A 25,053-nucleotide genomic window follows, 5' to 3' on the forward strand; every position below is an offset into this window, starting at 1 on the left:
TCATGACTTCGGACATCACCGACTTCAACACGTACAGCCACTCCGCCCTGCGGAAGATGGTCCAGGCCCTGAACTCCGGCGACGTGATGTCGGCCAGTGACCCCTGGCGCCGGGCCGCGGACACCCTGAAGCAGATCCGCACCGCGCTGGACAAGGCGTCCGGCACCGCGACCGACGGCTGGCAGGGCACCAGCAGCGACGCCTTCTACGGCAAGATGACCAAGCTGGCCAACAGCGTCAACAACACGGCGGCGTACGCCAACGACGCGGCAAACACGCTGCAGATGATGTCCGAGGCGATCGACCAGGCCAAGCACGACATGCCCGAGGAGCCCGGCTTCTGGTCCCAGGTCGGCAACGCGATCTCCGACACGGCGCAGAACGCGGTGGGGATCGACGACGACAGCACTCAGGTGCCTGTCAAGGACCAGAAGAAGGCCGAGGCTGTCGCGGTGATGCAGACCTTGGCGAACAAGTACCGGACGGCGACACCGGTGCTGAAGCCGCCGCCAATCAACAACATTGATGATCCGGACGTTCAACCTCCTGACCCAAGCCCGTCAGCGGCGCTGGCCGCGTTCGTCATGGGTTCCGGTCTGGGCGCTGTCGGCGGCTATGTGACCGCACCCGCAAACGCGCAGGTGGTTGCGCGGGTGACGGACAGTCCCAGTGCCCCAGCAGTGGCGGCTCCGCGTACGCAGGCCGTCACACTGGCCACACCCACCGATTCCGGCATCCGGGGCGGCGTCGCGAACCCGACGCCCAGGCCGCCGAGGTCTGTCGCAGTCGGAGCGGACACACCGGTGGGTGCGCACGAAGTGCGCCCGGCCCTGGGTTCGTCGACCGCTCCGGTTCCCCCTGCCCCATCGCACAACCTGGGCAGCGGCACCGGGCTGGACGGCATCGGCGTCATGAGCTCGAGGCCGCCGGTGGCGGGTGGCATGGGTGTCCCCGGAGGCGCGGTCGGTGGCAGCCCGGCCAGCGGCGGCTCGTTGCCATTGGGCTTCGGCAGCACTGTTGGACGGCCCTTCGCGATGGACGCCCGGAGCTCTGCCGGAGAGGCGGAGCCCGCCCGCGGGGCCGGCCTGGGTACTGGCGAGCCCGTTTTCACCGGCGGCGAAGGCGCGGAGCGGTCCGTCACCGGTCGTGCCGCAGGCTTCGCCCGTGGCGGCCCGCTGGGCGAGGGCGCCGGTGACGGTACGTCGGTCGGCTCTCGGTCGGGTGGCTATGTCCGTGGTGGCGCGGCGCGATCGGTCGGCGATGGCGTGATCGGCGAAGGTGAGTCGGCGCCAGGTCGCGCGGCCGGTGGGCCTCGTCAGGCGTTCACCGAGGGAGGCACCGGCCTGGGTGCACGCGGCCGGGTGCCGGCCGAGTCGGGCGCGGAAGAGGCGGAGCGCGGGCCCGGGTTCCTGCCAGGTGAGACGCAGGAGGCTCGACGCAAGAAGCGGAAGGCGGGCAAGCGCGCCGACTATCTGGTGGAAGACGAGGAGACCTGGATGGCGGATGAGTCCGTCAACCCTGACGTGGTGGAATGAGTCACCGTCCGGGGTGACAGTTCTGAGGAATGGGGTGACCGGTAGTGGCGAGCAGTCGGCCGGTGCGGGGGATGGCCGTCCTCGCCGCGGGGGCGTTGGTGTGGGGTCTGGCCGCAGGGCCGGCCTTCGCGGACAACATTCGCGATCAGCAGTGGGCGTTGCAGGCGTACAAGGCGACGAGCGACGTGTGGCCGATCAGCCAGGGCGATGGTGTGACGGTTGCAGTGATTGACACCGGAGTTGATCCTGATCAGCAGGATCTGATCGGTCAGATCTTGCCGGGTGCTGACTTCTCGGGAGACCAGACAGACGGCCGAGTAGACAATGACGGTCACGGCACTGGAATGGCCAGTCTGATCGCAGGCCATGGGCACGGAGATCAGGCTGGTGTGATGGGGCTAGCGCCGAAGGCCAAAGTTCTCCCGGTGCGGGTCAGCCTTGAGAGTGTTGGGGATGTTCAGGCCGGCCCAGACTTCCGGTTTCCAGATGCACTTCGCTATGCAGTCGATCATGGCGCGAAGGTAATCAATATGTCCTTCGCGGGCTCAATGCGAACCAGCCCGGATGATCGAGCCGCAGTGGCCTACGCGGTGGCGCACGATGTAGTCATGGTCGCTGGAGCTGGAAACCTCGGCTCCGTTGTCTCCTACCCCGCAGCTTTCCCCGGTGTGGTCGCGGTGGGGGCGATCGATCGGCAGGGCAACATCTGGGACCACTCCAACTACGGGCCCGAGCTGACCCTCGCCGCACCTGGTGTCGGCATCTACAGTGCGGGCAACAAGTCGACCACTGACTACCGCTACGCCACCGGCACCTCCGACGCCACCGCCTACGTCTCCGCCATCGCGGCCCTCGTCCGGTCCAAGTACCCAGCCCTTTCAGCCGGCCAGGTGATCCGACGCATGATCACCAGCGCTGCGGCGCCGCCGGACCACAGCAAGGTACCCAACGACCACTACGGCTACGGGATCGCCTCGCCCTCGAAGTCCCTGGCGCCCAATCCGGCTGTGGACAACGGGCCGAAGGACAACCCGCTGCTCAGCCGGGTCGAGTCGCAGGGTGCGCCGGACACGTCTTCTCCGGTGGTGGTACCCCAGGCGGCCGGCGGGGGGAGCGGTGGTGGGACGCCCGGCTGGTTGTACGGTGCGGGCGGCGGGGTGCTCGTGCTGGTCGTGCTCGGGGTGGTCTTCCTGCTCCGCCGTGCGGGCCGCCGACCCGAGCCGGCTCCGGCCGCCTACCCGCTCCCGCCCCAGCAGTCCTACCCGCCTCAGCACCCGTACCAGCCTCAGCAGTACCAGCACCCCCAGCCTCCCCAGTACCCCGACCGTCCCCAGTACCCTGACCACCCCCAGTACCCCGAGCACCCCCGGGACCCCCGGGCCTGAGGCTGCCCCCGACCGCTCCGTCCCGTGGTGCGCGCGCCCGAAGTCCCGCGCCGTTCCTCAGCGGCGGCGCTCGCGGCCAGGGCGCGGGGCGGGCCACCAGCGTGGCGGCCACGCCTGGGAGCGCCCGGCGGCAGGGGGAGCAGGGCTCGTCACTCCGTCCGTGAGCAGCGCGTCCGTGAGCAGCGCGCCCACGGGTGGGGCGGGGAGGGGCGGCAGCGTCCAGTCGGCGGGCGGCGTGTAGTCGCACCAGGTGCCGTCGAACGGGAACGCCGCGGCCTCCACCAGGGCGGCCACTCTTTCCCCCTCGGCCCGTGCCGTGGCGGCCTGTTGGGCGGTCCAATAGCCGGGCAGGCCGGTCTTCCGGCGGAACGACTCCTCGTCCTTCCACTGCCAGCTGCGGTCGGCGGCCACCACCAGGTCGAGTTCCAGGTCGGTGACCAGGATCCGGTGGTCCTGTCTGGTGCGCTCCTCCAGGTTCACGTACCAGCGCTTGAAACGGCGCTTGTGGTCGAAGACCCACCAGACGGCGTGTCCGGCGCCGTGCGGTTGGTGGATCAGGGCGGGGCCGGGGCGGGACAGGTCGGGGGCCAAGGGGTATCCGCCGGGCGGGCGTTCGGCCGGATCGAGGTCCCGGATGTGGCGGCCGCCGGGGAGGCGGGCCTCCCAGCACGGGGTGCGGGCGGCCAGCCAGAGGACCAGCGCCTCGGGGGTGTCGACGACCACGCGGACCGGGCAGACGCTGATCAACTGCCCGCCGAACGAGAAGTGCCAGTCCAGGATCCGGCCCGGTTCGAGTGCCATGTGTGCGTCCGTCCTCCGGCTCGGTGACCCGCTTTGCCTCGGTGATCTTGGATTCTAGAGCTCCTGACAATCCATATACCCGCAGGTAGTGTCACCGTATGACCGTAGCCAATGACTTTTTCGCCGGCCTGCACCACGTCCAACTCGCCATCCCCGAGGGCGGTGAGGCGCTCTGCCGTGAGTTCTGGGGCGAGGCGCTGGGCATGACCGAACTGGTCAAGCCGCCGGCTCTCGCGGCCCGGGGTGGCTGCTGGTTCCGCGGCGGCGGGCTCGAGGTGCACCTCGGGGTCGAGCAGGACTTCGCACCGGCCCGCAAGGCGCACCCCGGGATCCTGGTGAACGGGCTGCGCGCGCTGGCCGAGCGGCTGGAGGCGCACGGGCATCCGGTGCGGTGGGACGACGAGTTCCCTGGCTACGACCGGTTCTACGCTTTCGACAAGTTCGGCAACCGGCTGGAGTTCATGGCGCCGCGTCCGGGCGCTGACCAGGCATGAGCGGGGGGACGTTCGCACCGGCGCCGCCGGCTCCGCTGCCACCGGACCTGTTCGGGTCGCCCCAGGTGTCCGGCCGGGGGCACCCCGCGTGCCTGGACCGGCCGATGCCGTTCAAGGTCGGCGACAAGTGGAGCTGGCTGATCCTGCGCTGCCTGGAGGCCGGGCCGCGGCGGTTCTCCGAACTCAAGGTGCCGCTGCGCGGGATCACGGCCAAGGTGCTGGCGCAGTCGCTGCGCGCGCTGGAGCGGGACGGGCTGCTGACCCGGACCGAGTTCGAGGAGAACCCGCCCCGCGTGGAGTACGAGCTGACCGCGCTGGGCCACTCGCTCTTCGGTCCGATGGATGCCGTCTGTGCGTGGGCCAGGGAGCACCTGGGCCAGGTGGATGCCGCCCGGGCTCGCGCGGAGGCGGCTGGGTAGAGCTCGTGCTGGTGGTGCGAGGTGCGACGTGCGGGGTGCGAGGTGCGACGTGCGAGATCCGGGGTGCGAGGCGGTGCAGCGCGGCACCCGCGGAGCAACGGGCGCCGGTGGAGCGAGGCGGCTCGGGTGGAGCCGGTGGCTCGGGTGGCGGGTGCTGCGCCGGAGGCCGTGGTCAGGCGATCAGTTCGCGGGCTTCCAGGTAGGTCCGCACCACGGCCATGCCGTACACCGGTTGGATCAGTTGCTGACCTTTGAAGAACGGACGGGCGGGCGCGAACCCGGCCGCGACGAGCAGTTCGCGGATCTCCGCTATCTCCGCCTCGCTGCGCGCGGTGAAGCGGACCTCCCAGCCCTTCTTGTACGTCGAACCCCGCTCGCCGGCACGGCGGGCGGGGTCGGGCTGCCGGACGTATCCGGGTAGCCGGCCCAGGCGCAGCTGCGCCGCGCTCAGACCTGATGTCTCGTCATATGGCATGCCCCGATGGTAGGCAATGCCCGCGGGCCGCTTCGTCCGAGGGGAGCGCTCCGGGGCAGTGGCCCGGATCACAGTGGCTCTCCGGGGCCCGGTCGACCCCGGGCGCAGGCTCAGAGCGCGAGGGGGGCCGCCGTCGCCGCCGGGGTCGCGAGGGCGGTCGTGGCGTTCGCCCGGGAGTTCTCCAGGGCCCGCAGCGCGGTGCGCTGGGTGAAGGCGAGCAGGCCGACGGTGATGGCGCCCATCAGCACCGCGTAGGCGAGGTGGGCGCCGGTGGAGGTGACCGTGACGCCGACGGCGTTGAGCACGAAGTGGCTGCCGAGCCGCAGTGCCAGCAGGCCGAAGGCGACCTTGCGGGTCTCCTTGCCGCGCCACAGCGCCTTGGCCAGCCGCAGGCGCTTGCGCATCATGGTCAGCGAGACGGCGATGTTGACCGCCACCAGCAGGCCGAGGAACGGCAGGACCACCGGGAAGGCCTTGAACAGGTCGAAGGCGCTGGCGAAGACGGCCTCGAAGCCGAAGAACCAGACCGGCAGCCGCAGCTCGTCGATCGGCTCGGTGACGGCGGCGAGCCCCTTGGGCTTGGTCGCGGTCACCGCTTCCGCTCCCGTCCCTGCTGTTCCCGCCTCGGCGGTGGGTTCTTCGGCGGTGCTCCGGGAGACGGTCCTGAACACGTTCCTGATCGCGGCCTTCAGCATGGTGGGCTCCCCCGGTTCGTCCGGCCTCGCGCGGTCCGCCCTGCCGGTGGTCACAATTGTGCCGGGCGGGGCGAGATCCGGACCAGGGGGATCGGGTCATCCATCCCGCATGACGGATGTCATGGCGCTCGTCATGGCGCACGACGACCGCCTGATGAAGCATCTGTTGAAGCAATCTGCAAGCCGATTGATTATGATTACTCCGTTTGAGTGAGGGTATGGCGACTTTAGTGCAGGGCTGTCCCGGTTTGACGACGGTTCCGTAACGGTGCGTCAGGTTATGGATGAGGCGACCGGGTGACAGGGGAGGGTTGTCGCATGAGCTACCAGATCCCCTCCCCGGTTCCCTCGCTGGAAGAGCTGGCCCGCTGCCAGCAGAACGTGATCACCGCAAGTCAGCTGCGCGCACGGGGAGTTCCCTCCCGGGTGGTCAGCGAACACTGCCGGCGCGGCGGACCCTGGCAACGTTTGCTGCCGCGGGTCTACCTGCTGCAGACCGGGGCCCCGACGCCCGAGCAGCGGATGTGGGCGGCCCTGCTCTACGCGGCGCAGAACGGGCGCGAGGCGGGCAGCCGCGAGGGCGCGCTGATCACCGGAGCGGCCGCTCTCGCGCTCTACGGCTTCAGCGCGGTGCCGCGGCTGCCCGCCGTCACCGGGGTGCAGGTGCTGGTGCCCCGACAGCGCCGCCTGCGGGACGCGGGCGAGGTGCGGATCCAGCGCACCGCCCGTGAGCTGGTGGCCAGCGAGGTGCACGGACTGGCCTGCGCGCCGGTGGCCAGGGCGGTGGCGGACGCGCTGCGCGAGTGGCTGGGCCGCACCGAGGACGGCGGCTCGGGCAGTGGCTCGCGGGGCGGGCCGGAGGTGGCCGCGGAACGGGTGGTGCTCGGGCCGCGTGCGCTGCGCTCGGTGCTGCGGGAGGCGGTCGCGGTCACCGCCGCCGGCGGTCGCCCGGCCTGCACGCCCGCCGAGCTGACCGCCGAGCTGCGCGAGGCGCAGCTGCTCGAGGTGCCCAGGATCCGTGCCGCACTGGACGAACTGCTCGCCGCGGAGCGGGAGTCGGCGCTCGGCGGGATCGTCGAACTGGCCGCCGCCGAGCTGCTGCCGGAGCCGCTGGTCGGGCCGGAGTTGCGGATGCGCGGCGGTACCTTCGTCGCGGTCCCCGACCTGTACTGGCCGCAGGCGGGGGTGGCCGTGGAGGTGGACTCCGAGCTGCGCTGCGTCAGCGAGGGCGAGCAGGCCTGGGTGCGGGCCGGCCAGCACCGGATGGAGTACCTCGGGGTGCGGGTGGTCTACCTCGCCGCCGCCCGGGTCGCCGCCGAGCCGGCGGCCGTGACCGAGGAGTTGCGGCAGGCCTTCCTGGCCGGCGGCGCGGACGTGGTGGAGCTGATGCTCACGGAGGGCTGACCGAAGGCGCAAGCCCGCAAGCCCTGAGCCCTGAGCCCGCAAGCCCTGAGCCCCCAAGCCCGCCCGCGAACTCCCGGTCCCAGAGACCCGCCCCGTCACCCCGCCACCCGCCATCCCCTCACCCCAGGACCGGGGCCCCGATCAGCTCCACCCCGGCCTCACGCAGCCGGTCGAGCGCGGCGGCCGTGGTCGCCGGCGCCACACCGGCCGTCAGGTCCAGTAGCACCCGGGTGGCGAAGCCCTCCCGCACGGCGTCCAGCGCCGTGGCCCGTACGCAGTGGTCGGTGGCGATGCCGACCAGGTCCACCGCCTCGACGCCCCGCTCCCGCAGCCACTCGGCCAGTGTGCGGCCGTTCTCGTCGAAGCCCTCGAAGCCGCTGTACGCGGCCGCGTGGGCGCCCTTGTCGAAGACCGCCTCGATCGCACCGGAGGTCACCGAGGGCGCGAAGTTGGGGTGGAAGCCGACCCCCTCCGTCCCGGCCACGCAGTGCGGCGGCCAGCTGTCCACGAAGTCGGGGTCGGCGGAGAAGTGCGCGCCCGGATCGTGGTGGTGGTCGCGGGTCGCCAGCACGTGGCTGTACTCGCCCCGGGCGGTGGCGATCAGCTCGGTGATCGCGGCCGCCACCTCGGCACCGCCGGCGACGGGGAGGCTGCCGCCCTCGCAGAAGTCGTTCTGCACATCGATGACGATCAGGGCCCGTTGCATGGCTGGCTTCCTCGCTGGCGGTCGGTGGGGGAGGGGAGTGGAGCGTGGCCACTCTAGGGAGTGTCGGTGAGGGGCGGAAGGGCCGGCGCCGGTGGCGTCCGGGCCCCGGTCAGTGCACCAGCAACTCGGTGGCGAGCACCGGGTCGCCCTTGGAGAGCTGGGTCGCCGACAGCGGCAGCGCGGCCCTGGCCCGCAGGTGCCGTTCGCGAGCGGCGGTCAGCGGCTCGCGCCCGACCACCTCGCCCCCGCGCACCAGCGGGACGTGCAGCGTGTACGGCGCCAGCTCCTGCGGCAGCGGCCCGGTGCCCACCACCTCGGCCTGCGCCACGCCCTCCGCGTCCGGTCGCCGGGCGGCCCACTTGCGCCCGCCCACACTGGACTTGGCACCCGCCGAGCGCTTGGCCACCGGCACCAGCGGGGCGCCGGGGTCGGTCGAGCCGGCCCGGGCGACCAGCTTGTAGACCATCGCGCAGGTCGGGTGCCCGCTGCCGGTGACCAGGCTGGTGCCGACCCCGTAGCCGTCCACCGGGGCGGCGGCGAGCGCGGCGATCGCGTACTCGTCGAGGTCGGAGGTGACGATGATCCGGGTCCGCTCGGCGCCCAGCTCGTCCAGCTGGCGGCGGACCCGGTGGGCGAGCAGGGTCAGGTCACCGGAGTCGATCCGCACCGCGCCGAGCTCGGGGCCGGCCACCTCGACGGCGGTGCGCACCGCCTCGGCCAGGTCGTAGGTGTCCACCAGCAGGGTGGTGCCGGTGCCCATCGAGGCGAGCTGCGCGGTGAACGCGTCCCGTTCGCTGTCGTGCAGCAGGGTGAAGGCGTGTGCGGCGGTGCCGGTGGTCGGGATCCCGTGGGTGAAGCCGGCCTCCAGATCGGAGGTGGCGGCGAAGCCAGCGATGTAGGCCGCCCGCGCGGCGGCGACGGCGGCGCTCTCGTGGGCCCGGCGGGCGCCCATCTCGATGCACGGCCGCTCCCCTGCGGCGGCCGTCATCCGGGAGGCCGCGGCGGCGATCGCGGAGTCGAAGTTGAGGATGGAGAGGATCACCGTCTCCAGGATCACCGCCTCGGCGAAGGTGCCCTCCACGGTGAGCAGCGGCGAGCCGGGGAAGTAGACCTCACCCTCCGGGTAGCCGTGGATGTCGCCGCGGAAGCGGTAGTCGGCCAGCCAGCGCAGCGTCGGCTCGTCGACCACCCGCTGGTCGGCCAGCCAGTCCAGTTGCGCGGTGGTGAAGCGGAAGTTCTCCACCGCGTCCAGCACCCGGCCGGTGCCGGCCAGCACGCCGTAGCGGCGGCCCTCGGGCAGGCGCCGGGTGAAGACCTCGAAGACCGAGCGGCGGTGCGCCGCGCCGCTGCGCAGCGCGGCCTGCAGCATGGTCAGCTCGTAGCGGTCGGTGAGCAGCGCGGTCGAGCCGGCTGCCGGCGAGGTGGGCAGGGCGGAGCGTGCCGCCGCGATTGCCTGGGCGTCCATGCGGATGATGCTACTACCACTTAGCGTCAGTTTGACGATTTCTGGTCCGGTGAGTTCCGCGGAGGATGCCGGCTCGCGCGCGGCGGCCGGGTCGGAATCGCTCCGAGGTCCCCCGGATGGCAGCATGGGAGGTCAGAGGAGCCGTGCCGGGCCATGCCCGGTCCCCGTCGAGCCACCCCCGGTGAGGAGAGCCAGTCGTGAGTGTCGCGCCGGCCGAGATCGAACGCCCCGAGGCCGAGAGCCTCCCGGTGGCAGAGCCGGACACTCCGTGGGTGACCATCGTCCACAACGATCCGGTCAATCTGATGAGCTATGTCCTCTACGTCTTCCAGGCCTACTTCGGCTACCCGAAGGAGAAGGCCCGCAAGCTGATGATGGACGTCCACACCCGTGGTCGCGCGGTGGTCTCCAGCGGGACCCGCGAGGAGATGGAGCGGGACGTCCAGGCCATGCACGGCTACGGCCTGTGGGCCACGCTGCAGCACGACTGACCGGCGCGGCCGGTCAGCTGAGCACCCGTCGGTCGGCAGCGCAGGCCGCCCGACCCACCGACACCTACGAGAACCGGACGGTTACCTGACGATGGCTGGGTTGTTCGAGCGGACCCGCGACGGCAGCGCGGCGATCGCGCTGGAGGAGGTGGAGGCCGCCATCCTCCGCTCCCTCGAGGTGCAGATGCTGGAGCTGATCGGGCCCGGCCCGGGGGCCGCACCCGGTGCCGACACCGACCCGCTCGCCGCACTCTTCGCCGAGGGGCCGACCGAGGCGCCCAGCGACCCCGCGGTGGCTAGGCTCTTCCCCGACGCCTACGGCGAGCCGGGGCAGGCGGCGGACGCCGGGACCAAGGCGGCGGCCGGTGAGTTCCGCCGCTACACCGAGCCGGACCTGCGCACCCGCAAGCGCGAGGACGCGCTGCTGGTGATCCGTTCGCTGGACACCCTGGGGGACGGCGGCGGGGTGCTGCGGCCCGCCGCCCAGGAGTGCCCGCGGTGGCTGGGTGCGCTCAACGACCTGCGGCTCACGCTCGGCGTGCGACTGGAGGTCACCGAGGAGGACGAGCAGGGGCTGTACGACCTGCCGGACGCCGACGAGCGCAAGCCGCTGGTGATGGCCTACCTCTGGCTGGGGGCGATGCAGGAGTCGCTGCTGGAGGCGATGGCGGGCTGACCCGGGGCGGCCCGCCCTGGCGAGGCCTGTCCCGGGGTGGTCCGTGCCGGGTGGTCCGTGCCGGGGTGGGTCCGCCGCGTCGCGGGTGGCGACCGGCTCTGTCGCGGTCGGTGTCCAGCGCGGCGACCAGGGAGCGGACAGCGGCCCGGGCGCCGCCTGGCCGGGCCCTATCCTGGCCGCATGCTGACCATCACCCGAGAGCTGCACGACGCGATCGTCGCCCACGCGCGCGCCGACCACCCGGACGAGGCCTGCGGGGTCGTCGCGGGTCCGGTCGGCAGCGGCCGCCCGGAGCGCTTCATCCCGATGCTGAACGCGGCTCGTTCGCCCACCTTCTACGAGTTCGACTCGGCGGACCTGTTCAAGCTCTACCGGGAGATGGACGACCGGGACGAGGAGCCGGTGGTCATCTACCACTCGCACACCGCCACCGAGGCCTACCCGTCGCGCACCGACGTCAGCTACGCCTCCGAGCCGAACGCCCACTACGTGCTCGTCTCCACCGCCGAGGGCACCGGCGAGGGCGACCCGTTCCAGTTCCGCTCGTTCCGCATCGTGGATGGCGTGATCACGGAGGAAGACGTCGAGGTGCTCGACACCCCGGCCGCCTGACCGGCACACCGGGCACGGCTGAGGGGCGGTGGGCGGGGCCATGGGGCACATCTCACAGGTCGACACGAAAGCATCCGACCTGCGAGACGGGCATGGAGGATCCGGGGCGGGAATCTATACGATGAGCCCATGCGTTCCGTCGATGTGAGCTTCCAGGCCCCGGGCATCCGCCTCGTGGCGCGCCTGCACATCGACCTGTGCCGGCATGCCGCGGCGATCTGTCCCGACGCCTGAGTCCTGCCCGCCCGGCCGGCGAGCCGCGCGCCAGCGCCCTCGCCCGTCACCGATCGCCCGTCACGAAGCCAGTACCGCCCCTGCCGCGCGCCCGCGGCCCCACCACCACCTGTCCAGGAGCGCAGCCATGGCCATCGAGGTCCGCATCCCCACCATCCTCCGTACCTACACCGACGGCGCCAAGGCCGTCGAGGGCAGCGGGAGCAACCTTCAGGAGCTCATCGCCGACCTCGATGTCCGCCACCCGGGCATCGCCGACCGGCTGCTGGACAAGGGCGACCTTCGCCGCTTCGTCAACGTCTACCTGAACGACGAGGACGTCCGCTTCCTGGAGGGCATCACCACCGGCATCAAGGACGGCGACAGCGTCACCATCCTCCCGGCGGTGGCCGGCGGCGCCGAGTAATGCGTTACGACAGCCCGCTCGAAGCCGTCGGCAACACCCCGTTGGTGCGACTGCCCCGGCTCTCCGCCGCCGTGCCCGGCAACGCGGAGGGCCTGGTCACGCTCTGGGCGAAGCTGGAGGACCGCAACCCGACCGGCTCGATCAAGGACCGTCCGGCGCTGCACATGATCGAGCGGGCCGAGGCGGCCGGCCGCCTCACCCCGGGGTGCACCGTGCTGGAGCCGACCAGCGGGAACACCGGCATCTCGCTCGCCATGGCGGCCAAGCTCAAGGGCTACCGGATGGTCTGCGTGATGCCGGAGAACACCAGCGAGGAGCGGCGCGAACTGCTCCGGATGTGGGGCGCGGAGATCATCTCCTCGCCCGCGGCCGGCGGGTCGAACACCGCGGTGCGGGTGGCCAAGGAACTGGCCGCCGAGCACCCCGACTGGGTGATGCTCTACCAGTACGGCAACCCGGACAACGCGGGCGCGCACTACGCCGGCACCGGTCCGGAGATCCTGGCCGACCTGCCCGGGGTGACCCACTTCGTCGCGGGCCTGGGCACCACCGGGACCCTGATGGGCGTCGGCCGCTACCTGCGCGAGAAGGTGCCCGGCGTGCAGATCGTCGCCGCCGAGCCGCGCTACGACGACCTGGTCTACGGGCTGCGCAACCTGGACGAGGGCTTCGTGCCCGAGCTGTACGACGCCGACGTGCTCAGCACGCGGTTCAGCGTCGGCTCGGCCGACTCCGTCCGCCGCACCCGTGAACTCCTGGCCGAGGAGGGCATCTTCGCGGGTGTCTCGACCGGCGCGATCCTGCATGCCGCGATCGGCGTCGGCCGGCGCGCCGCCGAGGCCGGCGAGCGTGCGGACATCGTCTTCGTCGTGCCGGACGGCGGGTGGAAGTACCTCTCCACCGGGATCTACACCGCCGCCAGCACGGAGGACGCGGTCGAGTTGTTGCAGGGGCAGCTCTGGGCTTGATGGTCGTCGGGGTCGGCGTCGGGGTTGGGATGACGGCTGGCGAATGACGGCTGACAGATTTCAGATTCTGTCAGCCGTCATTCGCCAGCCGATTCTCGTCAGCCGTCAGCCGTCAGCCGTCATTTGCCAGACGTCGGCTGACGCCCGTCACCCGTCAGCAGCCACCCGCCCCCGCTCACCGCACCGCCCTCTGCACCCGCGCCCAGGTCTGCGCGTCCACCGGCCCGACCCGCCGCCGGAACGCGGTCAGCGGCACCTCGCGCAGTTCGTCCGTCTCCAGCCAACTGGTCCGCCCCTGCGGGTCACCGACCGCGCCAGGTGGCAGGGCGAACACGCCGGGCAGCTCCGCGTGGTGCTTGCTGGTGATCTTCGCGACCGTGGCGGTGCGCCCGTTGAGCCGGAGTACCAGGCAGGGCCGGTCCTTGCTGCCCGGCCCGTCCTCGAACGGGACCTCCGCCCACCAGATCTCCTGCGCCGCAGGCCCGCCGGCACCGGTCCGCGGCCCGCCGCCCCGCGCGTCGCCGACCTGCGTCCGGCCGCCCCGCGTGCGTCCGCCCTGCGGCCCGTCCGTCCGCGCGCCCGGCTTCGCGGGCCGGTCCGGTCGGCGCGGGCGCGGTGCGGTGCCGCCCGGGCGACGGTTCCGGGTCGGCGGACGTCGGCCGCCGCGGCGGCGACGTCCGGCTGCGGCGCCGAAGCCGCCCAGCAGGCCCAGTGCGCCGAGGACGACCAGCACGATCAGGATCGCCGGGACGCCATGCGAGTGAATCATGTGCTGACCGTACCGGCTGTGACAGTTGACGATTTATCCGTTCGCTGCTCCCGCTCTGTCACGGAACGACTACGGAGCCCGCCGCGCACACCCCACCGGCGCCCCGCCGGAAAGGCTGGTCACGCATCAGCGACCGGTCCAGCCGACCGGTCCGGCCAGCCGGCCGACCTCGGACCTCCCGTGCCCGCGCGAGCCGGAGGCCGGCCCTCGGCACACCCGGAGGTGGCGCCAGATGAGCAGCCAGCAGAGCAGCGGCGAAGTGTGGTCCTACGCCGAGATCGCCCGCCATATCGGCGTCCAGACCGACACCGTCCGCAACTACCGCCGGCACGGGCTGCTGCCCGATCCCGCCTTCGTCGACCAGGGCGGTCACCCGCGCTGGTACGCCGAGACCATCCGGGCCTGGGCCCGCCGCCGCCCCGGCCACCGCTGACCGCACCGCCCGTTCGGAAGCCGTCCCGGGCCCGCGCGTGACCCGAGCGCGCGGGCCCGTCCCCACGCCGCCCCGTTCTGGTGATTCCAGCCACAGCCCGGCACGGGGACGGGGGCAAAGTGCCGCTCCGCCCTTACCCTCGACACGCGACCGCTGCAGCTACCCGCCGGTGTGACCCGGCGGTAATCGGTGTGCGCGGGGACCTGGATCCGGCGGAGGGGCTCGGATGAAACTGACTGTGGTGGGGTGCTCGGGCAGCTTCCCGTCGCCCGAATCGCCCTGCTCCAGCTACCTGGTCGAGGCCGACGGCTACCGCCTCGTCATCGACCTCGGCAACGGTGCGCTCGGCGCCCTGCAGAACCACGTCGGCCTCTACGAGGTGGACGCCGTCGCGCTCAGCCACCTGCACGCCGACCACTGCATCGACCTGTGCGCCTACTGGGTGGCCCGCAACTACCGCCAGGAGGGCTGCCCCGACCCGCTGCCCGTCTACGGCCCGCGGGACACGCCCGGTCGCCTGGCCCGCGCGTACGACATGCCGGAGCGCCCCGGGATGACCGAGGTCTTCGACTTCCACACCCTCACCCCCGGCCGCTTCGCGCTGGGTCCGCTGAGCGTCACCGCCGTTCAGGTCAACCACCCGGTGGAGGCCTACGCCTTCCGGATCGAGCACGGCGACCGCTCGCTGGTCTACTCCGGCGACACCGGGGAGAGTCCGGAGCTGGTCGAGCTGGCCCGGGACACCGACCTCTTCCTCTGCGAGGCCGCCTACACCGACGGCCGGGAGACCTACCGGGCGATCCACCTCAACGGCCGCGAGGCAGGCGAGCACGCCGCCGCCGCCCGGGCCCGCCGCCTGGTGCTCACCCACATCCCGCCGTGGACCGATCCGCAGCGCAACCTGCGCGACGCCGAGGCCGCCTACCAGGGCCCGGTCGAGCTGGCCAAGGCCGGCGCGGTCTACGAGGTCTGACACCTCCCGCGTCCGCGCCCAGGGCGCGCACGCGCGAGAGCTGGCAGCCCTCGGCCCGGATCCGCCATTCGTACCGCTCCCGGGCGCGCACGCGCGAGAGGGGCACCGGCCGCGGCCGGTGCCCCTCTCGCGCGTGCGCTCAGGTACGGCGGATCACGCCTTGGTGACGTCCTCGATCTCCTCGTCGGGCTCGCGGCCCGGGGTCATGATGTTGAACTTGGTGATCGCGAAGCGGAAGACCACGTAGTAGATCACACCGAAGACCAGGCCGATCGGGATGATCAGCCACGGCTTGGTGGCGAAGTGCCAGTTGAAGACGTAGTCGATGGCACCGGCCGAGAAGGTGAAGCCGTCGTGCACGCCCAGCGCCCAGGTGACCATCATCGACAGCGCGGTGAGCAGCGCGTGGATGCCGTAGAGCACCGGGGCGATGAAGAGGAAGGAGAACTCGATCGGCTCGGTGATGCCGGTCATGAAGGAGGTCAGGGCCAGCGACATCATCATGCCGAGGACGGCCTTGCGGCGCTCGGGGCGGGCGCAGTGCGCGATGGCCAGCGCGGCGGCGGGCAGGCCGAACATCATCACCGGGAAGAAGCCGGACATGAACTGGCCGGCGTGCGGGTCACCGGCGAAGAAGCGGTTCAGGTCGCCCTGGACCAGCTTGCCGCCGGCGGCGTGGAAGGTGCCGGCCTGCTGCCAGAAGAAGGTGTTGGCGAACTGGTGCATACCCACCGGCAGCAGCCCGCGGTTGATCAGGCCGAAGATGCCGGAACCGAGCGCTCCCAGGCCGATCGCCCAGTTGCTGAAGCTGTTCAGCGCGTCGCCGACCGGGCCCCAGGCCAGGCCGAAGGCGATGCCGAGGAACGTGCCGACGAAGGCCATGATGAGCGGCACCAGGCGGCGGCCGTTGAAGAAGCCGAGCCAGTCGGGCAGCTTGGTGCGGTGGTAGCGCTGCCACAGGGTCGCGGTGAGCAGGCCGATGACCACACCGCCGAGCACGCCCGGGTTCTGCGGGGTGCCGGCCGGGTTCGCGGCGGTGACGGTGCCGTGCATCGGGAAGACGGTCAGCACGTTGTGGAAGACCAGGTAGCCGACCAGCGCGGCCAGCGCGGTGGAGCCGTCCGCCTTCTTGGCCAGGCCGATGGCGATGCCGACGCAGAAGAGCAACGGCATGTTGTCGAACACCGCGGACCCGGCGGCGGCGAAGGTGGCGACCAGCTTGGCCGGCAGGTGCAGCTTCTCCTGCACGTCGGGCTGCCCCAGGCGCAGCAGGATGCCGGCGGCCGGCAGCACGGCGATCGGCAGCTGGAGGCTGCGGCCGACCTTCTGCAGGCTCTGCAGGGCGTTCTGCCCGAACTGCTTGAGGGGCGAGGGCCCGGCGGGCGCCGGCGCCTGTGCTGTCGTACTCATGGGGGTGGTTCCTCACGGCAGGGCGTACCGGGCGGGGTGCGGCCGCGGGGCCGATACGCGAACTGGTCTACACCACTAGTGGTGTAGACCAGTTTGTAGCACGCCCTGAGGGGGGTCGGAAGGCCAGGCTGCCTCGCAGGTGGGAAGCGCTATGAAATCGAAACCTTGTTGAGGATTAACGATCTTCCAGTGCGTTCACCTGGGGTCACGCCTTGGTGACGTCCTCGATCTCGTCCTCCGGCTCGCGGCCCGGGGTGGGCAGGTTGAACCTGATGATCGCGAATCGGAAGAGCGTGTAGTAGAGCACCGCGAAGACGGCGCCGATCGGGAGGATCAGCCAGGGTTTGGTGGCCAGGTTCCAGTTCAGCAGGTAGTCGATCAGGCCGGCCGAGAAGCTGAACCCGTCGTGCACCCCGAGCCCCCAGGTGACCGCCATCGAGAGGCCGGTGAGCAGCGCGTGGATGCCGTAGAGCACCGGCGCGATGAACATGAAGGAGAACTCGATCGGCTCGGTGACGCCGGTGATGAAGCTGGTCAGCGCGACCGAGACCATCATTCCGGTGACGGCCTTGCGGCGCTCGGGTCGGGCGCAGTGCGCGATCGCGAGGGCGGCGGCGGGCAGGCCGAACATCATGATCGGGAAGAAACCGGACATGAACTGGCCGGCGGTCGGATCGCCGTGGAAGAAGCGCGGGATGTCGCCGGTCCAGACCTTGCCGGTGGCGTCGGTGAAGCTGCCGACCTGCTGCTGGAAGAAGGTGTTCAGGAACTGGTGCATGCCGATCGGGATCAGCAGCCGGTTGGCCACCCCGTAGATGCCCGCACCGGCCGAGCCGAGGCCCACCAGCCAGTCGCTCGCGTGGGTCAGGCCGGTGCCGATGGGTGCCCAGGCCAGGCCGAAGGCGATGCCGAGCAGGGTGCCGACGAAGGCCATCAGGATCGGCACCAGGCGGCGGCCGTTGAAGAAGCCGAGCCAGTCCACCAGCTTGGTGCGGTGGTAGCGCTGCCAGATCAGCGCGCTCAGCAGGCCGACCACGATGCCGCCGAAGACCCCTGGGTCCTGCGGCTTGCCGGCGGGCAGTGCGGCGGTGACGCTGCCGGCCACCGGGAAGACGGTCAGCACGTTGTGGAAGACCAGGTAGCCGACCAGGGCCGCCAGCGCCGTGGAGCCGTCCGCCTTCTTCGCGAAGCCGATCGCCACACCGACGCAGAAGAGCAGGGCCAGGTTGCCGAAGACCGCGTCACCCGCGGTGGCGAAGACGGCGGCCACCTTGTTCCAGCCCAGGCCGTCCTTGCCGAAGACGTCGTCCTGCCCCAACCGGAGCAGGATGCCGGCCGCGGGCAGCACCGCCACCGGGAGCTGCAGGCTGCGGCCGATCTTCTGCAGGCCCTGCAGCAGGCCGGCGCCCGGCTTCTTGGCGGGCGGGGCCACCGCGGGCGCGGTCGTCGTACTCATGGGATTCCTTCGCGGATGGCGGGCGGCGGTGCCCGGTCGGCCGGCGCAGACCAAAGTGGTCTACACCAGATCGAGCTGAATCCTTCTTAACACGCCGTTCGCGGAGGGTGGAAAAGCAGCGCACGACCAGGGTATTTGGTCCCATTCCGGACAGCGCGGAGCCCCCGGGCACAGGGCCGGCGAGGCGCCGGGCGCGGCCGGGCCGCGAGTGGGCCGCGACTGGGCCGCTGGTGGGCGATGTCACTCCCGGGTGACGTCCTCCCGGTCGTCCTCGGCCTCCCGGCCGGGGGTGCGCAGATCGAACTTCGTGATCATGAAGCGGAAGAGCGCGTAGTAGACCACCGCGAAGCAGGCACCGATCGGGATGATCAGCCAGGGCTCGGTGGCGAGCTCCCAGTTGATGACGTAGTCGGTCAGGCCGGCCGAGAAGCTGAAGCCGTCGTGCACCCCGAGCCCCCAGGTGACCCCCATCGACACGCCGGTCAGTAGCACGTGCGCCACGTACAGCAGGGGGGCGACGAAGAGGAAGGAGTACTCGATCGGCTCGGTGACGCCGGTGACGAAGCTGGTCAGCGCCACCGAGGTCATCAGTCCCATCACCTCCTTGCGGCGGTGCGGGCGGGCGCAGTGCGCGATCGCCAGCGCGGCGGCCGGCAGCGCGAACATCATGATCGGGAAGAAGCCCGAGGTGAACTGCCCGGCCGTCGGGTCGCCGGCCAGGAAGCGGTTGATGTCACCCATCACCACCGTCCCGTTCGGCTTGGTGTAGCTGCCGTACTGGAACCACATGAAGGTGTTCAGGAACTGGTGCAGGCCGACCACCAGCAGTCCGCGGTTGGCCACGCCGAAGAGGCCGGCGCCGAGCGGGCCGTGGGCCGTGAGCCATTGGCTGAAGTGCGTCAGCCCGTGGCCGACCGGTGGCCAGATCCACAGGCAGAGCACGGCGAAGAGCATGCCGACGAAGGCCATGATCATCGGCACCAGGCGGCGGCCGTTGAAGAAGCCGAGCCAGTCCACCAGCTTGGTCCGGTGGTAGCGCACCCAGAGCCAGGAGGCCAGCAGGCCCATGATGATCCCGCCGAAGACCCCGGGGTTCTGGTACGTCGGCGGCGTGCTCGCGGGCTGGACCGGGAACTGGTGCAGCACGTTGTAGTAGACGAGGAATCCGGCCACTGCGGCGAGGGCGGTCGAGCCGTCCGACTTCTTGGCCATGCCGATCGCCACCCCGACGCAGAACAGCAGGGGCAGCCCGAGCGAGGAGTCGAGCAGCGCCCCGCCCGCGCCGGCCAGCACCTTGGCGACGTCCGGCCAGTCGGCGATCCTCCCCTGCGGCCCGAACATGTCCGGTTGGCCGAGCCGATTGAGAAGGCCGGCGGCGGGCAGCACCGCGACCGGCAGCTGCAGGGACCGGCCCATCTTCTGCAGGCCGCCGTAGAAGGTCTGCCACCACTGCTTCCGCGGCACCTCGCGGGGCGTCGCGGCGTTCGCCGAACCCATCCTCGTCCTCCCGCAGTGGACCGCCAGGGCCGCGGACCGCCGCGGTCCCCGGGCGCGGTGCGCCCCGCGCCCGGTGCGCCCCGCGCCCGGGAATCCCGGCCGCACTCCGCACGTTTTGGGAAGTACACCCACATTGGTGTAGACCAGTTGTGGTGCAAGCCGTGCGCCGTGGACCCGAGCCCCGCTCACCGTCATCCTGGGAGGAAGATCCACGGCACGCGCGCGATGCTGGGCCAAATGTGCGCCAGCGTGGCGGAACGCCCCGAACCGGGTGATCCTGGTCGCGCCGGAGCACGCGGCGGGCAGCTGAGCCCCCGTCACTCCGGCCGCCCCGCACGGCACACCGCAGGACGGCCTCCGGCAAGGCAGCCGGAACGCCGAGACAGAGGGAGAAAGACAATGGCCACCAAGGCTGAGAAGATCGTCGCCGGTCTCGGCGGTATCGACAACATCGAAGAGGTCGAAGGCTGCATCACCCGCCTGCGCACCGAGGTCAAGGACGCCTCCCTCATCGACGAAGCCGCCCTGAAGGCCGCCGGCGCCCACGGCGTGGTGAAGATGGGCACCGCGATCCAGGTCGTCATCGGCACCGACGCCGACCCGATCGCCGCCGACATCGAGGACATGATGTGAGCCTCGCCTGAGGCCCGCCGATGGCCCGTCACCCCGCCCGGGTGGCGGGCCATCGGCCTGCCGCCGGCCCCGACCAGCGGGTGTGTCCGGTATGCCGGGACCGACTACGCTCAGGCGCTATGTCACGCATCGACGGCCGCACCCCCGACCAGCTCCGCCCGATCACCATCGAGCGCGGCTGGAGCAAGCACGCCGAAGGCTCCGTCCTGGTCTCCTACGGCGACACCAAGGTGCTCTGCACCGCCAGCGTCACCGAAGGCGTCCCGCGCTGGCGCAAGGGCAGCGGCGAGGGCTGGGTCACCGCCGAGTACGCCATGCTGCCGCGCGCCACCAACACCCGGGGCGACCGCGAGTCCGTCCGCGGCAAGATCGGCGGCCGCACCCACGAGATCAGCCGGCTGATCGGCCGCTCGCTGCGCGCCGTGATCGACCACCGCGCCCTGGCCGAGAACACCATCGTGCTCGACTGCGACGTCCTGCAGGCCGACGGCGGCACCCGCACCGCCGCCATCACCGGCGCCTACGTCGCACTGGTCGACGCCGTCTCCTGGGCCCGCGAGAAGAAGCTGCTCCGCGCCAAGGGCCAGCCCATCACCGGCGGCGTCAGCGCGGTCAGCGTGGGCATCATCGACGGCGTCCCGATGCTCGACCTCCGCTACGAGGAGGACGTGCGCGCCGAGACCGACATGAACATCGTCTGCACCTCCGACGGACGCTTCGTCGAGGTCCAGGGCACCGCCGAGGGCGCGCCGTTCGACCGCGACCTGCTCAACCAGCTGCTCGACCTCGGCACGCTGGGCTGCGCCGAGCTGGACCAGATCCAGCGCAAGGCCCTGGAGGGCTGAGGACGCGCCAGGGGGCGCCAGGGGTTGCCGGTCGCCGGGGTGGGCTGTACAGGGAGCGGTCCAGACCGTACCGTTCCCGCAACAGCTCACCGCATCGGAGGACCGCGATGCCGCACAGCTTGACCCGCCCCGCAGGCCTGGCCGTGGCCGCGCTGATCGCTGTCCTCCCGCTCAGCGCGGTCAGCTGCTCCGCCGCCCAGAAGGCGATCGACTGCGGCAACACGGCGGTCGCGGTCGGCAGTGACCTCAACCAGCTCGGCGGCGCCTACAACAACTCCACCAACGACCCGGCCGCGGCCGGGCGGGCGGTGTCCAAGCTCAAGGCCGACCTCGACAAGCTCGGCAAGAACGCGGGCAGTACGGATGTCGCCAAGGCCGTCACCGACATGCAGGCCCAGGCCGACAAGGCCCAGCAGGCGATCGACAACAAGCAGGTGCCGGACCTCGGACCGCTGGGGGACGCGGCCGGGAACCTGACCAAGGTCTGCACGGGCTGACCTGGCTGACCTGGCCGGGCCGACTGACCGGCAGGGCAGGCGGGCCGGGCGGGCCGGGCGGGGACGGCGGCGGACCAGGAATACTGAGGGGTCATGAGCACCCCTCGACGTCTCGTCCTCGCCACCCGCAACCAGCACAAGGTCGCCGAACTGCGCGCCATCCTCGGCGCCGCCGGCCTCGACATCGACCTGGTCGGTGCCGACGCCTTCCCCGAGATCCCCGACGTGCGCGAGACCGGCGTCACCTTCGCCGAGAACGCCCTGCTGAAGGCGCACGCCCTGGCCAGCGGGACCGGGCTGCCCGCGGTCGCCGACGACTCGGGCCTCTGCGTGGACGTCCTGGGCGGCGCACCCGGCATCTTCTCCGCCCGCTGGGCCGGCAAGCACGGTGACGACCAGGCCAACCTGGACCTGCTGCTCGCCCAGCTCTCCGACATCGCCGACCCGCACCGCACCGCCCACTTCGCCTGCGCCGCCGCCCTGGCCCTGCCGGACGGCACCGAGCGCGTGGTCGAGGGCCGGCTGCTCGGCACCCTGCGCCTCACCCCGGCGGGCGCGGGCGGCTTCGGCTACGACCCGATCCTGCAGCCGCTGGGAGAGACCCGCACCTGCGCGGAACTGACGGCCGAGGAGAAGAACGCGATCAGCCACCGCGGCGAGGCCTTCCGCGGGCTGGCGGGCGTGGTGCGGGAGTTGGTGGGGTGAGTGAGCGAAGGCCGGGCTGAAGTTCTCAGCCCGGCCTTCGATTCTCAGGTGAAACCAGGTGCGGCCGAAGGGATTCGAACCCTCAAGCCCTCACGGGCCAGCGGACCTAAACCGCTTGCGTCGCCGTTGCGCCACGGCCGCAGGAACTGCTGCGGCCCATGGTACTTGGGCTCGGCGGGTAGGTCACGCCGCATTATGGGGAGCCGCAGCCGCGGCATCGGCCTTCTTGCGGCGGCAGTAGGTCGGGGTGACGGCGTGACAGTTCGGGCAGAGCAGGCGGAGATTGCCGGGCCGGTTGTCCGACCAGTCCCCGTTGATGTGGTCGACTTCGAGGGTGAGTGGCCGGCCGTGCCACTCCGGGCCGGTGCCGCAGCCCTCGCACCTCTCGGGACGGCCGATCTCGGCCAGAGTGCGGCGGATCCTTCGGCCGGGCAGCCGGATGGCGTCCTTGGGGCGCTGCACCAGCAGTTGTTCAGGGCGAAGCTTCGTCGGCGAGTGCTTGGCCCTGTTGTGCGCCTGCCCCGTGAAGTGGGAGGTGTCGATGCCGAACGCCTTGATGCGTCGCCCGATGTGAGCGTGCGTACCGCCGCACTGACGCTGGTTGAGGTGCCGGATCACGTCGGCCACACTCTGCGACGCGGCGACGGCCGCCTCGAGGATCTCTCGGGTGCAGACCGTCCCGGTCGGTCTGAAGTGAGAGGTGTCGGTGCCGTAGTCGGTCAGCCTGCGTCGCAGGTAGGTGCGCGTTCGCGGTTCGACTCCCGCCCCAGGGCGGTGAGCATCTCGTCGACGGACGCCGACCGCGACCGCAATGGTCCAGACCAAATGCCTTCGGCGCCACCCTGCAACGCGGCAGTCGGGCACTGGACACCCCCATGCCACCTGCGGGCTCTCCAACCGACCCCCACGTGCGCGCTCCCCATACGGCGCGCAGCCGACACTCTCTCCTGGAGGACCGAGTGTTGATCCGCAATCAGGTGGCGCTCCGGCGCCGGATGGTGGTCGCGGTCTCCGCGACTGCTTCACTCGCCGGGCTGCTGCTCGGCACACTGGCGGTGGCGCCCACACCGGCCGTCGCCGCCACAGCTGTCGACAACCAGGCCTGCCGGCCCGACGGGATGTACACCACGCCCGGCGTCAGCGTGCCGTACCGCGATGTCTACGACACCGCGGGGCGCGAGAAGATGGGCCCGGACCACCAGCGCCGCGTCATCGGGTACTTCACCGGGTGGCGCACCGGCAAGGACGGGACGCCGGCCTACCTCGTCAACAACATCCCCTGGGACAAGGTCACCCACCTCAACTACGCCTTCGGGCACGTGGGGAGTGACAACAAGATCTCGGTGGGCTCGGACGGCCCGAACAACCCGGCCACCGGGATGGCCTTCCCCGGCGTGCCGGGCGCCGCGATGGACCCGACGCTGCCCTACCAGGGGCACTTCAACCTGCGTCGCCGGCGACTACGCCCGCGGCACGGCCACCGGCGGCGGGACTCCCACGCCGACGCCGACTCCCACCCCCACCCCCGCCCCCGGCGACTGCGCCGCCGCGCCGAGCTGGGACGCCGGGACGACCTACGCCGCCACCGGCACCAAGGTCGCCTGGCACGGCCACTACTACGGCAACAAGTGGTGGACCAAGGGTGACGACCCCACGGTCGGCGGATCCTTAGGCGTCTGGACCGACCTCGGCCCCTGCTGAGGAACCCCCCGAGGAACCGCCCGAGGGGCCTTCCGACGAACGTCCTGAGGCACGGTCAGTAGCCGAGTGAGCCGCGGTGGCGGCGCATCCCCGACCGGGTGTGCGCCGCCACCGCCTTTTCATGCCAGCGCGGACGGTCTACTGTCACGCTCTGCCACTCTTCACACGATCTGACAACGGTTCCGTTTCGACCTGTGCGGATCTGTGCGAAACCTCTTGACGCTCGTGGTCAGAGGGGATGTCATATGGCACGTCACGTTGGAACCTGTTCGGTTCTGGTCGATTGTGAGCCAAAGGAGCCCCACCCTCATGACCACTGTGCGCCACCGTCGCAGCGCCCTCGCCGCCACCGTCGGCTTGATCGTCACCCTCGGCCTGACGGCCTGCTCGACCGGGCAGTCGAGTTCCTCGGCCAGTGGCGGCGATGTCGCCAAGGTCAGCGGCAAGATCTCCATCACCTACCTGCAGAAGCAGGGTGACCAGCAGTACTTCATCGGCGAGGCGGCCGGAGCGAAGGCCAAGGCCGCGCAGCTCGGCATCGACCTGAAGGTCGTCAACCTCGGCACCGACGCCAACCAGGCGGTCAGCCAGGAGCAGGCCGCCATCGCGCAGAAGAGCAACGGTCTGATCGTGGTGCCGCCGGACCCGTCGGTGGGTCCGCAGCTGGTGCAGACCGCCAAGGACGCCAAGGTGGCGCTGATCAGCTCGGACGACCAGGTCTGTGCGACCGGCCCGGACCCGTCCAAGTGTGCGGCCTCCGCCCTGCTGCCGCGGATCGGCTTCAGCGGGCAGCAGATGGGGCAGCAGGTCGGCCAGCGCGCCGCGCAGGAGTACCAGAAGGCGGGCTGGAGCGCGGCCGACACCCGCACCATCTCGGCCTGGCAGCAGGACGTGACGGTCTGCGGTGACCGGGTGACCGCGGCCAAGGCGGCCTTCACGGCGGGCGGCGGCACCGGTGTGCAGAACATCGACGTGGCGACCGACAACACCCCGACCGGCGCTCAGGACAAGATCGCCGCGACCATCACGGCCAACCCGAACGTCAAGCACTGGGTGATCTGGGGCTGCAACGACGAGAACGTGCAGGGCGGCGTCACCGCGATGCAGAACGCGGGCGTCACCCCGGACAACGTGATCGGCGTGGGCCTGGGCGCCTACCTGGCGTGCAAGGACTGGGGCAGCGGCAAGCCGAGCGGGATGAAGGCCGCGCTCTACATCGACGGCTCGGCCGTGGGCGCGCTCGCGGTGCAGACCATGTACGACAACCTCAAGAGCGGCAAGGCCTTCCCGCAGGAGGCTTTCGCCCCCACCACCATGGTCGACCCCTCCAACTGGCAGTCCGCCGGCGTCCAGTGCAGCTGAGCACCG

Annotated in this window: 29 protein-coding genes, 1 tRNA gene and 1 pseudogene; 20 read left to right on the forward strand and 11 right to left on the reverse strand. The window is 71.3% G+C overall.

Features of this window, described 5'->3' with window-relative positions; genetic code table 11:
- The first annotated feature begins 2 nt into the window (after nucleotides 1-2).
- Together OG455_RS25180 and OG455_RS25185 are read left to right on the forward strand one after the other, a co-directional pair.
- Nucleotides 3-1,535: a hypothetical protein gene (locus OG455_RS25180; protein WP_266297328.1), complete on the forward strand. Its 1,533-nt coding sequence runs from the start codon at nucleotides 3-5 to the stop codon at nucleotides 1,533-1,535.
- A 71-nt stretch (nucleotides 1,536-1,606) separates the two neighbouring features.
- Complete coding sequence (locus OG455_RS25185) at nucleotides 1,607-2,920, forward strand: S8 family serine peptidase (RefSeq protein WP_266297330.1); 1,314 nt, start codon at nucleotides 1,607-1,609, stop codon at nucleotides 2,918-2,920.
- Between the two features lie 57 nt (nucleotides 2,921-2,977).
- On the opposite strand, the gene OG455_RS25190 is transcribed toward OG455_RS25185, so the two are convergent.
- Nucleotides 2,978-3,721 carry a DUF402 domain-containing protein gene (locus OG455_RS25190; protein WP_266297332.1) on the reverse strand — a complete coding sequence of 248 codons (744 nt, stop codon included), beginning with the start codon at nucleotides 3,719-3,721 and terminating at the stop codon, nucleotides 2,978-2,980.
- A gap of 98 nt (nucleotides 3,722-3,819) precedes the next feature.
- Here OG455_RS25190 and OG455_RS25195 point away from each other — a divergent pair, with 98 nt between their 5' ends.
- Nucleotides 3,820-4,215, forward strand: coding sequence for a glyoxalase (locus OG455_RS25195; RefSeq protein WP_266297334.1), 396 nt, complete (start codon nucleotides 3,820-3,822; stop codon nucleotides 4,213-4,215).
- Nucleotides 4,216-4,319: 104 nt separating this feature from the next.
- The gene (locus OG455_RS25200; RefSeq protein ID WP_266297337.1) at nucleotides 4,320-4,634 is read left to right on the forward strand and encodes a helix-turn-helix domain-containing protein; all 315 of its coding nucleotides are present in this window, start codon (nucleotides 4,320-4,322) and stop codon (nucleotides 4,632-4,634) included.
- A 172-nt stretch (nucleotides 4,635-4,806) separates the two neighbouring features.
- Here OG455_RS25200 and OG455_RS25205 read toward each other — a convergent pair whose 3' ends face one another.
- Together OG455_RS25205 and OG455_RS25210 are read right to left on the reverse strand one after the other, a co-directional pair.
- Complete coding sequence (locus OG455_RS25205) at nucleotides 4,807-5,109, reverse strand: hypothetical protein (protein WP_266297339.1); 303 nt, start codon at nucleotides 5,107-5,109, stop codon at nucleotides 4,807-4,809.
- A gap of 110 nt (nucleotides 5,110-5,219) precedes the next feature.
- A complete protein-coding gene (locus OG455_RS25210; protein WP_266297341.1) occupies nucleotides 5,220-5,702 on the reverse strand; it encodes a hypothetical protein in 483 nt (160 codons plus the stop codon).
- Between OG455_RS25210 and OG455_RS25215 the strand changes: the two genes are divergently transcribed.
- Entirely contained in the window at nucleotides 5,689-6,018 is a 330-nt protein-coding gene (locus OG455_RS25215) for a hypothetical protein (RefSeq protein WP_266297343.1), read from the forward strand. The genes OG455_RS25210 and OG455_RS25215 overlap by 14 nt on opposite strands.
- A 104-nt stretch (nucleotides 6,019-6,122) precedes the next feature.
- A complete protein-coding gene (locus OG455_RS25220; protein ID WP_266297345.1) occupies nucleotides 6,123-7,208 on the forward strand; it encodes a hypothetical protein in 1,086 nt (361 codons plus the stop codon).
- 118 nt (nucleotides 7,209-7,326) lie between these two features.
- Here the strand turns inward: OG455_RS25220 and OG455_RS25225 are convergent, their stop codons facing one another.
- A complete protein-coding gene (locus OG455_RS25225; RefSeq protein ID WP_266297347.1) occupies nucleotides 7,327-7,914 on the reverse strand; it encodes an isochorismatase family protein in 588 nt (195 codons plus the stop codon).
- Nucleotides 7,915-8,023: 109 nt separating this feature from the next.
- Entirely contained in the window at nucleotides 8,024-9,379 is a 1,356-nt protein-coding gene (locus OG455_RS25230; protein WP_266297350.1) for a nicotinate phosphoribosyltransferase, read from the reverse strand.
- Nucleotides 9,380-9,576: 197 nt separating this feature from the next.
- On the opposite strand from OG455_RS25230, the gene clpS reads away from it, so the two are divergent.
- The 6 genes from clpS to OG455_RS25255 all read left to right on the forward strand — a co-directional run bounded on the left by clpS (nucleotide 9,577) and on the right by OG455_RS25255 (nucleotide 12,766).
- The gene (gene clpS / locus OG455_RS25235; protein ID WP_035848862.1) at nucleotides 9,577-9,870 is read left to right on the forward strand and encodes an ATP-dependent Clp protease adapter ClpS; all 294 of its coding nucleotides are present in this window, start codon (nucleotides 9,577-9,579) and stop codon (nucleotides 9,868-9,870) included.
- 91 nt (nucleotides 9,871-9,961) lie between these two features.
- Entirely contained in the window at nucleotides 9,962-10,546 is a 585-nt protein-coding gene (locus OG455_RS25240; protein ID WP_266297357.1) for a DUF2017 domain-containing protein, read from the forward strand.
- Between the two features lie 180 nt (nucleotides 10,547-10,726).
- The gene (locus OG455_RS25245; RefSeq protein ID WP_266297359.1) at nucleotides 10,727-11,158 is read left to right on the forward strand and encodes a M67 family metallopeptidase; all 432 of its coding nucleotides are present in this window, start codon (nucleotides 10,727-10,729) and stop codon (nucleotides 11,156-11,158) included.
- Between the two features lie 129 nt (nucleotides 11,159-11,287).
- A complete protein-coding gene (locus tag OG455_RS42120) occupies nucleotides 11,288-11,392 on the forward strand; it encodes a putative leader peptide (protein WP_323185572.1) in 105 nt (34 codons plus the stop codon).
- A 127-nt stretch (nucleotides 11,393-11,519) separates the two neighbouring features.
- Nucleotides 11,520-11,798 carry a MoaD/ThiS family protein gene (locus OG455_RS25250; protein WP_266297361.1) on the forward strand — a complete coding sequence of 93 codons (279 nt, stop codon included), beginning with the start codon at nucleotides 11,520-11,522 and terminating at the stop codon, nucleotides 11,796-11,798.
- Nucleotides 11,798-12,766, forward strand: coding sequence for a PLP-dependent cysteine synthase family protein (locus OG455_RS25255; protein WP_266297363.1), 969 nt, complete (start codon nucleotides 11,798-11,800; stop codon nucleotides 12,764-12,766). The genes OG455_RS25250 and OG455_RS25255 overlap by 1 nt, the downstream gene beginning before the upstream one ends.
- Nucleotides 12,767-12,941: 175 nt before the next feature.
- Here OG455_RS25255 and OG455_RS25260 read toward each other — a convergent pair whose 3' ends face one another.
- Complete coding sequence (locus OG455_RS25260; RefSeq protein WP_323185573.1) at nucleotides 12,942-13,535, reverse strand: type II toxin-antitoxin system PemK/MazF family toxin; 594 nt, start codon at nucleotides 13,533-13,535, stop codon at nucleotides 12,942-12,944.
- A gap of 232 nt (nucleotides 13,536-13,767) precedes the next feature.
- Between OG455_RS25260 and OG455_RS25265 the strand changes: the two genes are divergently transcribed.
- Entirely contained in the window at nucleotides 13,768-13,968 is a 201-nt protein-coding gene (locus OG455_RS25265) for a MerR family transcriptional regulator (RefSeq protein WP_266297365.1), read from the forward strand.
- A 226-nt stretch (nucleotides 13,969-14,194) separates the two neighbouring features.
- Complete coding sequence (locus OG455_RS25270) at nucleotides 14,195-14,941, forward strand: MBL fold metallo-hydrolase (protein WP_266297367.1); 747 nt, start codon at nucleotides 14,195-14,197, stop codon at nucleotides 14,939-14,941.
- 153 nt (nucleotides 14,942-15,094) lie between these two features.
- Here OG455_RS25270 and OG455_RS25275 read toward each other — a convergent pair whose 3' ends face one another.
- From OG455_RS25275 to OG455_RS25285, 3 genes are all read right to left on the reverse strand, one after another.
- Nucleotides 15,095-16,351, reverse strand: a complete 1,257-nt coding sequence (locus OG455_RS25275) for a PTS transporter subunit EIIC (RefSeq protein ID WP_266297371.1) — start codon at nucleotides 16,349-16,351, stop codon at nucleotides 15,095-15,097.
- A gap of 205 nt (nucleotides 16,352-16,556) precedes the next feature.
- Nucleotides 16,557-17,807, reverse strand: a complete 1,251-nt coding sequence (locus tag OG455_RS25280) for a PTS transporter subunit EIIC (RefSeq protein WP_266297373.1) — start codon at nucleotides 17,805-17,807, stop codon at nucleotides 16,557-16,559.
- Between the two features lie 240 nt (nucleotides 17,808-18,047).
- Nucleotides 18,048-19,304 carry a PTS transporter subunit EIIC gene (locus OG455_RS25285; protein WP_266297376.1) on the reverse strand — a complete coding sequence of 419 codons (1,257 nt, stop codon included), beginning with the start codon at nucleotides 19,302-19,304 and terminating at the stop codon, nucleotides 18,048-18,050.
- A gap of 237 nt (nucleotides 19,305-19,541) precedes the next feature.
- Here OG455_RS25285 and OG455_RS25290 point away from each other — a divergent pair, with 237 nt between their 5' ends.
- The 4 genes from OG455_RS25290 (at nucleotide 19,542) to rdgB (ending at nucleotide 21,984) form a co-directional block, all read left to right on the forward strand.
- Nucleotides 19,542-19,937 (forward strand): PTS glucose/sucrose transporter subunit IIB, encoded by a 396-nt coding sequence (locus OG455_RS25290; protein ID WP_266297378.1) that lies wholly within the window; start codon nucleotides 19,542-19,544, stop codon nucleotides 19,935-19,937.
- 119 nt (nucleotides 19,938-20,056) lie between these two features.
- Nucleotides 20,057-20,782: a ribonuclease PH gene (rph, locus tag OG455_RS25295; RefSeq protein ID WP_266297380.1), complete on the forward strand. Its 726-nt coding sequence runs from the start codon at nucleotides 20,057-20,059 to the stop codon at nucleotides 20,780-20,782.
- A gap of 107 nt (nucleotides 20,783-20,889) precedes the next feature.
- Complete coding sequence (locus tag OG455_RS25300) at nucleotides 20,890-21,279, forward strand: hypothetical protein (protein WP_266297382.1); 390 nt, start codon at nucleotides 20,890-20,892, stop codon at nucleotides 21,277-21,279.
- Between the two features lie 93 nt (nucleotides 21,280-21,372).
- Nucleotides 21,373-21,984, forward strand: coding sequence for an RdgB/HAM1 family non-canonical purine NTP pyrophosphatase (gene rdgB, locus OG455_RS25305; RefSeq protein WP_266297384.1), 612 nt, complete (start codon nucleotides 21,373-21,375; stop codon nucleotides 21,982-21,984).
- A gap of 59 nt (nucleotides 21,985-22,043) precedes the next feature.
- On the opposite strand, the gene OG455_RS25310 is transcribed toward rdgB, so the two are convergent.
- Nucleotides 22,044-22,125: transfer RNA gene (locus OG455_RS25310), tRNA-Leu, on the reverse strand.
- Between the two features lie 42 nt (nucleotides 22,126-22,167).
- Nucleotides 22,168-22,809, reverse strand: a complete 642-nt coding sequence (locus OG455_RS25315; protein WP_266297386.1) for an HNH endonuclease — start codon at nucleotides 22,807-22,809, stop codon at nucleotides 22,168-22,170.
- A 170-nt stretch (nucleotides 22,810-22,979) separates the two neighbouring features.
- Between OG455_RS25315 and OG455_RS25320 the strand changes: the two are divergent.
- Together OG455_RS25320 and OG455_RS25325 are read left to right on the forward strand one after the other, a co-directional pair.
- Nucleotides 22,980-23,432: pseudogene (locus OG455_RS25320) on the forward strand (chitinase); the annotation flags it as partial.
- Between the two features lie 562 nt (nucleotides 23,433-23,994).
- Nucleotides 23,995-25,047, forward strand: a complete 1,053-nt coding sequence (locus OG455_RS25325) for a substrate-binding domain-containing protein (RefSeq protein WP_266297388.1) — start codon at nucleotides 23,995-23,997, stop codon at nucleotides 25,045-25,047.
- The last annotated feature ends 6 nt before the right edge of the window (nucleotides 25,048-25,053 follow it).

Origin of the sequence: Kitasatospora sp. NBC_01287 (assembly GCF_026340565.1) — a bacterium.
Taxonomy (GTDB): Bacteria; Actinomycetota; Actinomycetes; order Streptomycetales; family Streptomycetaceae; genus Kitasatospora.

Bases quoted from the DNA above. Each gene is read 5' to 3' on its own strand.
- OG455_RS25255 (WP_266297363.1), top strand. From the start codon at position 11,798: ATGCGTTACGACAGCCCGCTCGAAGCCGTCGGCAACACCCCGTTGGTG.
- OG455_RS42120 (WP_323185572.1), top strand. From the start codon at position 11,288: ATGCGTTCCGTCGATGTGAGCTTCCAGGCCCCGGGCATCCGCCTCGTG.
- rph (WP_266297380.1), top strand. From the start codon at position 20,057: ATGTCACGCATCGACGGCCGCACCCCCGACCAGCTCCGCCCGATCACC.
- OG455_RS25245 (WP_266297359.1), top strand. From the start codon at position 10,727: ATGCTGACCATCACCCGAGAGCTGCACGACGCGATCGTCGCCCACGCG.
- rdgB (WP_266297384.1), top strand. From the start codon at position 21,373: ATGAGCACCCCTCGACGTCTCGTCCTCGCCACCCGCAACCAGCACAAG.
- OG455_RS25180 (WP_266297328.1), top strand. From the start codon at position 3: ATGACTTCGGACATCACCGACTTCAACACGTACAGCCACTCCGCCCTG.
- OG455_RS25325 (WP_266297388.1), top strand. From the start codon at position 23,995: ATGACCACTGTGCGCCACCGTCGCAGCGCCCTCGCCGCCACCGTCGGC.
- OG455_RS25240 (WP_266297357.1), top strand. From the start codon at position 9,962: ATGGCTGGGTTGTTCGAGCGGACCCGCGACGGCAGCGCGGCGATCGCG.
- OG455_RS25290 (WP_266297378.1), top strand. From the start codon at position 19,542: ATGTGCGCCAGCGTGGCGGAACGCCCCGAACCGGGTGATCCTGGTCGC.
- OG455_RS25185 (WP_266297330.1), top strand. From the start codon at position 1,607: ATGGCCGTCCTCGCCGCGGGGGCGTTGGTGTGGGGTCTGGCCGCAGGG.
- OG455_RS25285 (WP_266297376.1), bottom strand. From the start codon at position 19,304: ATGGGTTCGGCGAACGCCGCGACGCCCCGCGAGGTGCCGCGGAAGCAG.
- OG455_RS25205 (WP_266297339.1), bottom strand. From the start codon at position 5,109: ATGCCATATGACGAGACATCAGGTCTGAGCGCGGCGCAGCTGCGCCTG.
- OG455_RS25220 (WP_266297345.1), top strand. From the start codon at position 6,123: ATGAGCTACCAGATCCCCTCCCCGGTTCCCTCGCTGGAAGAGCTGGCC.
- OG455_RS25195 (WP_266297334.1), top strand. From the start codon at position 3,820: ATGACCGTAGCCAATGACTTTTTCGCCGGCCTGCACCACGTCCAACTC.
- OG455_RS25275 (WP_266297371.1), bottom strand. From the start codon at position 16,351: ATGAGTACGACAGCACAGGCGCCGGCGCCCGCCGGGCCCTCGCCCCTC.
- OG455_RS25265 (WP_266297365.1), top strand. From the start codon at position 13,768: ATGAGCAGCCAGCAGAGCAGCGGCGAAGTGTGGTCCTACGCCGAGATC.
- OG455_RS25260 (WP_323185573.1), bottom strand. From the start codon at position 13,535: ATGATTCACTCGCATGGCGTCCCGGCGATCCTGATCGTGCTGGTCGTC.
- OG455_RS25280 (WP_266297373.1), bottom strand. From the start codon at position 17,807: ATGAGTACGACGACCGCGCCCGCGGTGGCCCCGCCCGCCAAGAAGCCG.
- OG455_RS25225 (WP_266297347.1), bottom strand. From the start codon at position 7,914: ATGCAACGGGCCCTGATCGTCATCGATGTGCAGAACGACTTCTGCGAG.
- OG455_RS25230 (WP_266297350.1), bottom strand. From the start codon at position 9,379: ATGGACGCCCAGGCAATCGCGGCGGCACGCTCCGCCCTGCCCACCTCG.
- OG455_RS25190 (WP_266297332.1), bottom strand. From the start codon at position 3,721: ATGGCACTCGAACCGGGCCGGATCCTGGACTGGCACTTCTCGTTCGGC.
- OG455_RS25250 (WP_266297361.1), top strand. From the start codon at position 11,520: ATGGCCATCGAGGTCCGCATCCCCACCATCCTCCGTACCTACACCGAC.
- OG455_RS25270 (WP_266297367.1), top strand. From the start codon at position 14,195: ATGAAACTGACTGTGGTGGGGTGCTCGGGCAGCTTCCCGTCGCCCGAA.
- OG455_RS25200 (WP_266297337.1), top strand. From the start codon at position 4,320: ATGCCGTTCAAGGTCGGCGACAAGTGGAGCTGGCTGATCCTGCGCTGC.
- OG455_RS25300 (WP_266297382.1), top strand. From the start codon at position 20,890: ATGCCGCACAGCTTGACCCGCCCCGCAGGCCTGGCCGTGGCCGCGCTG.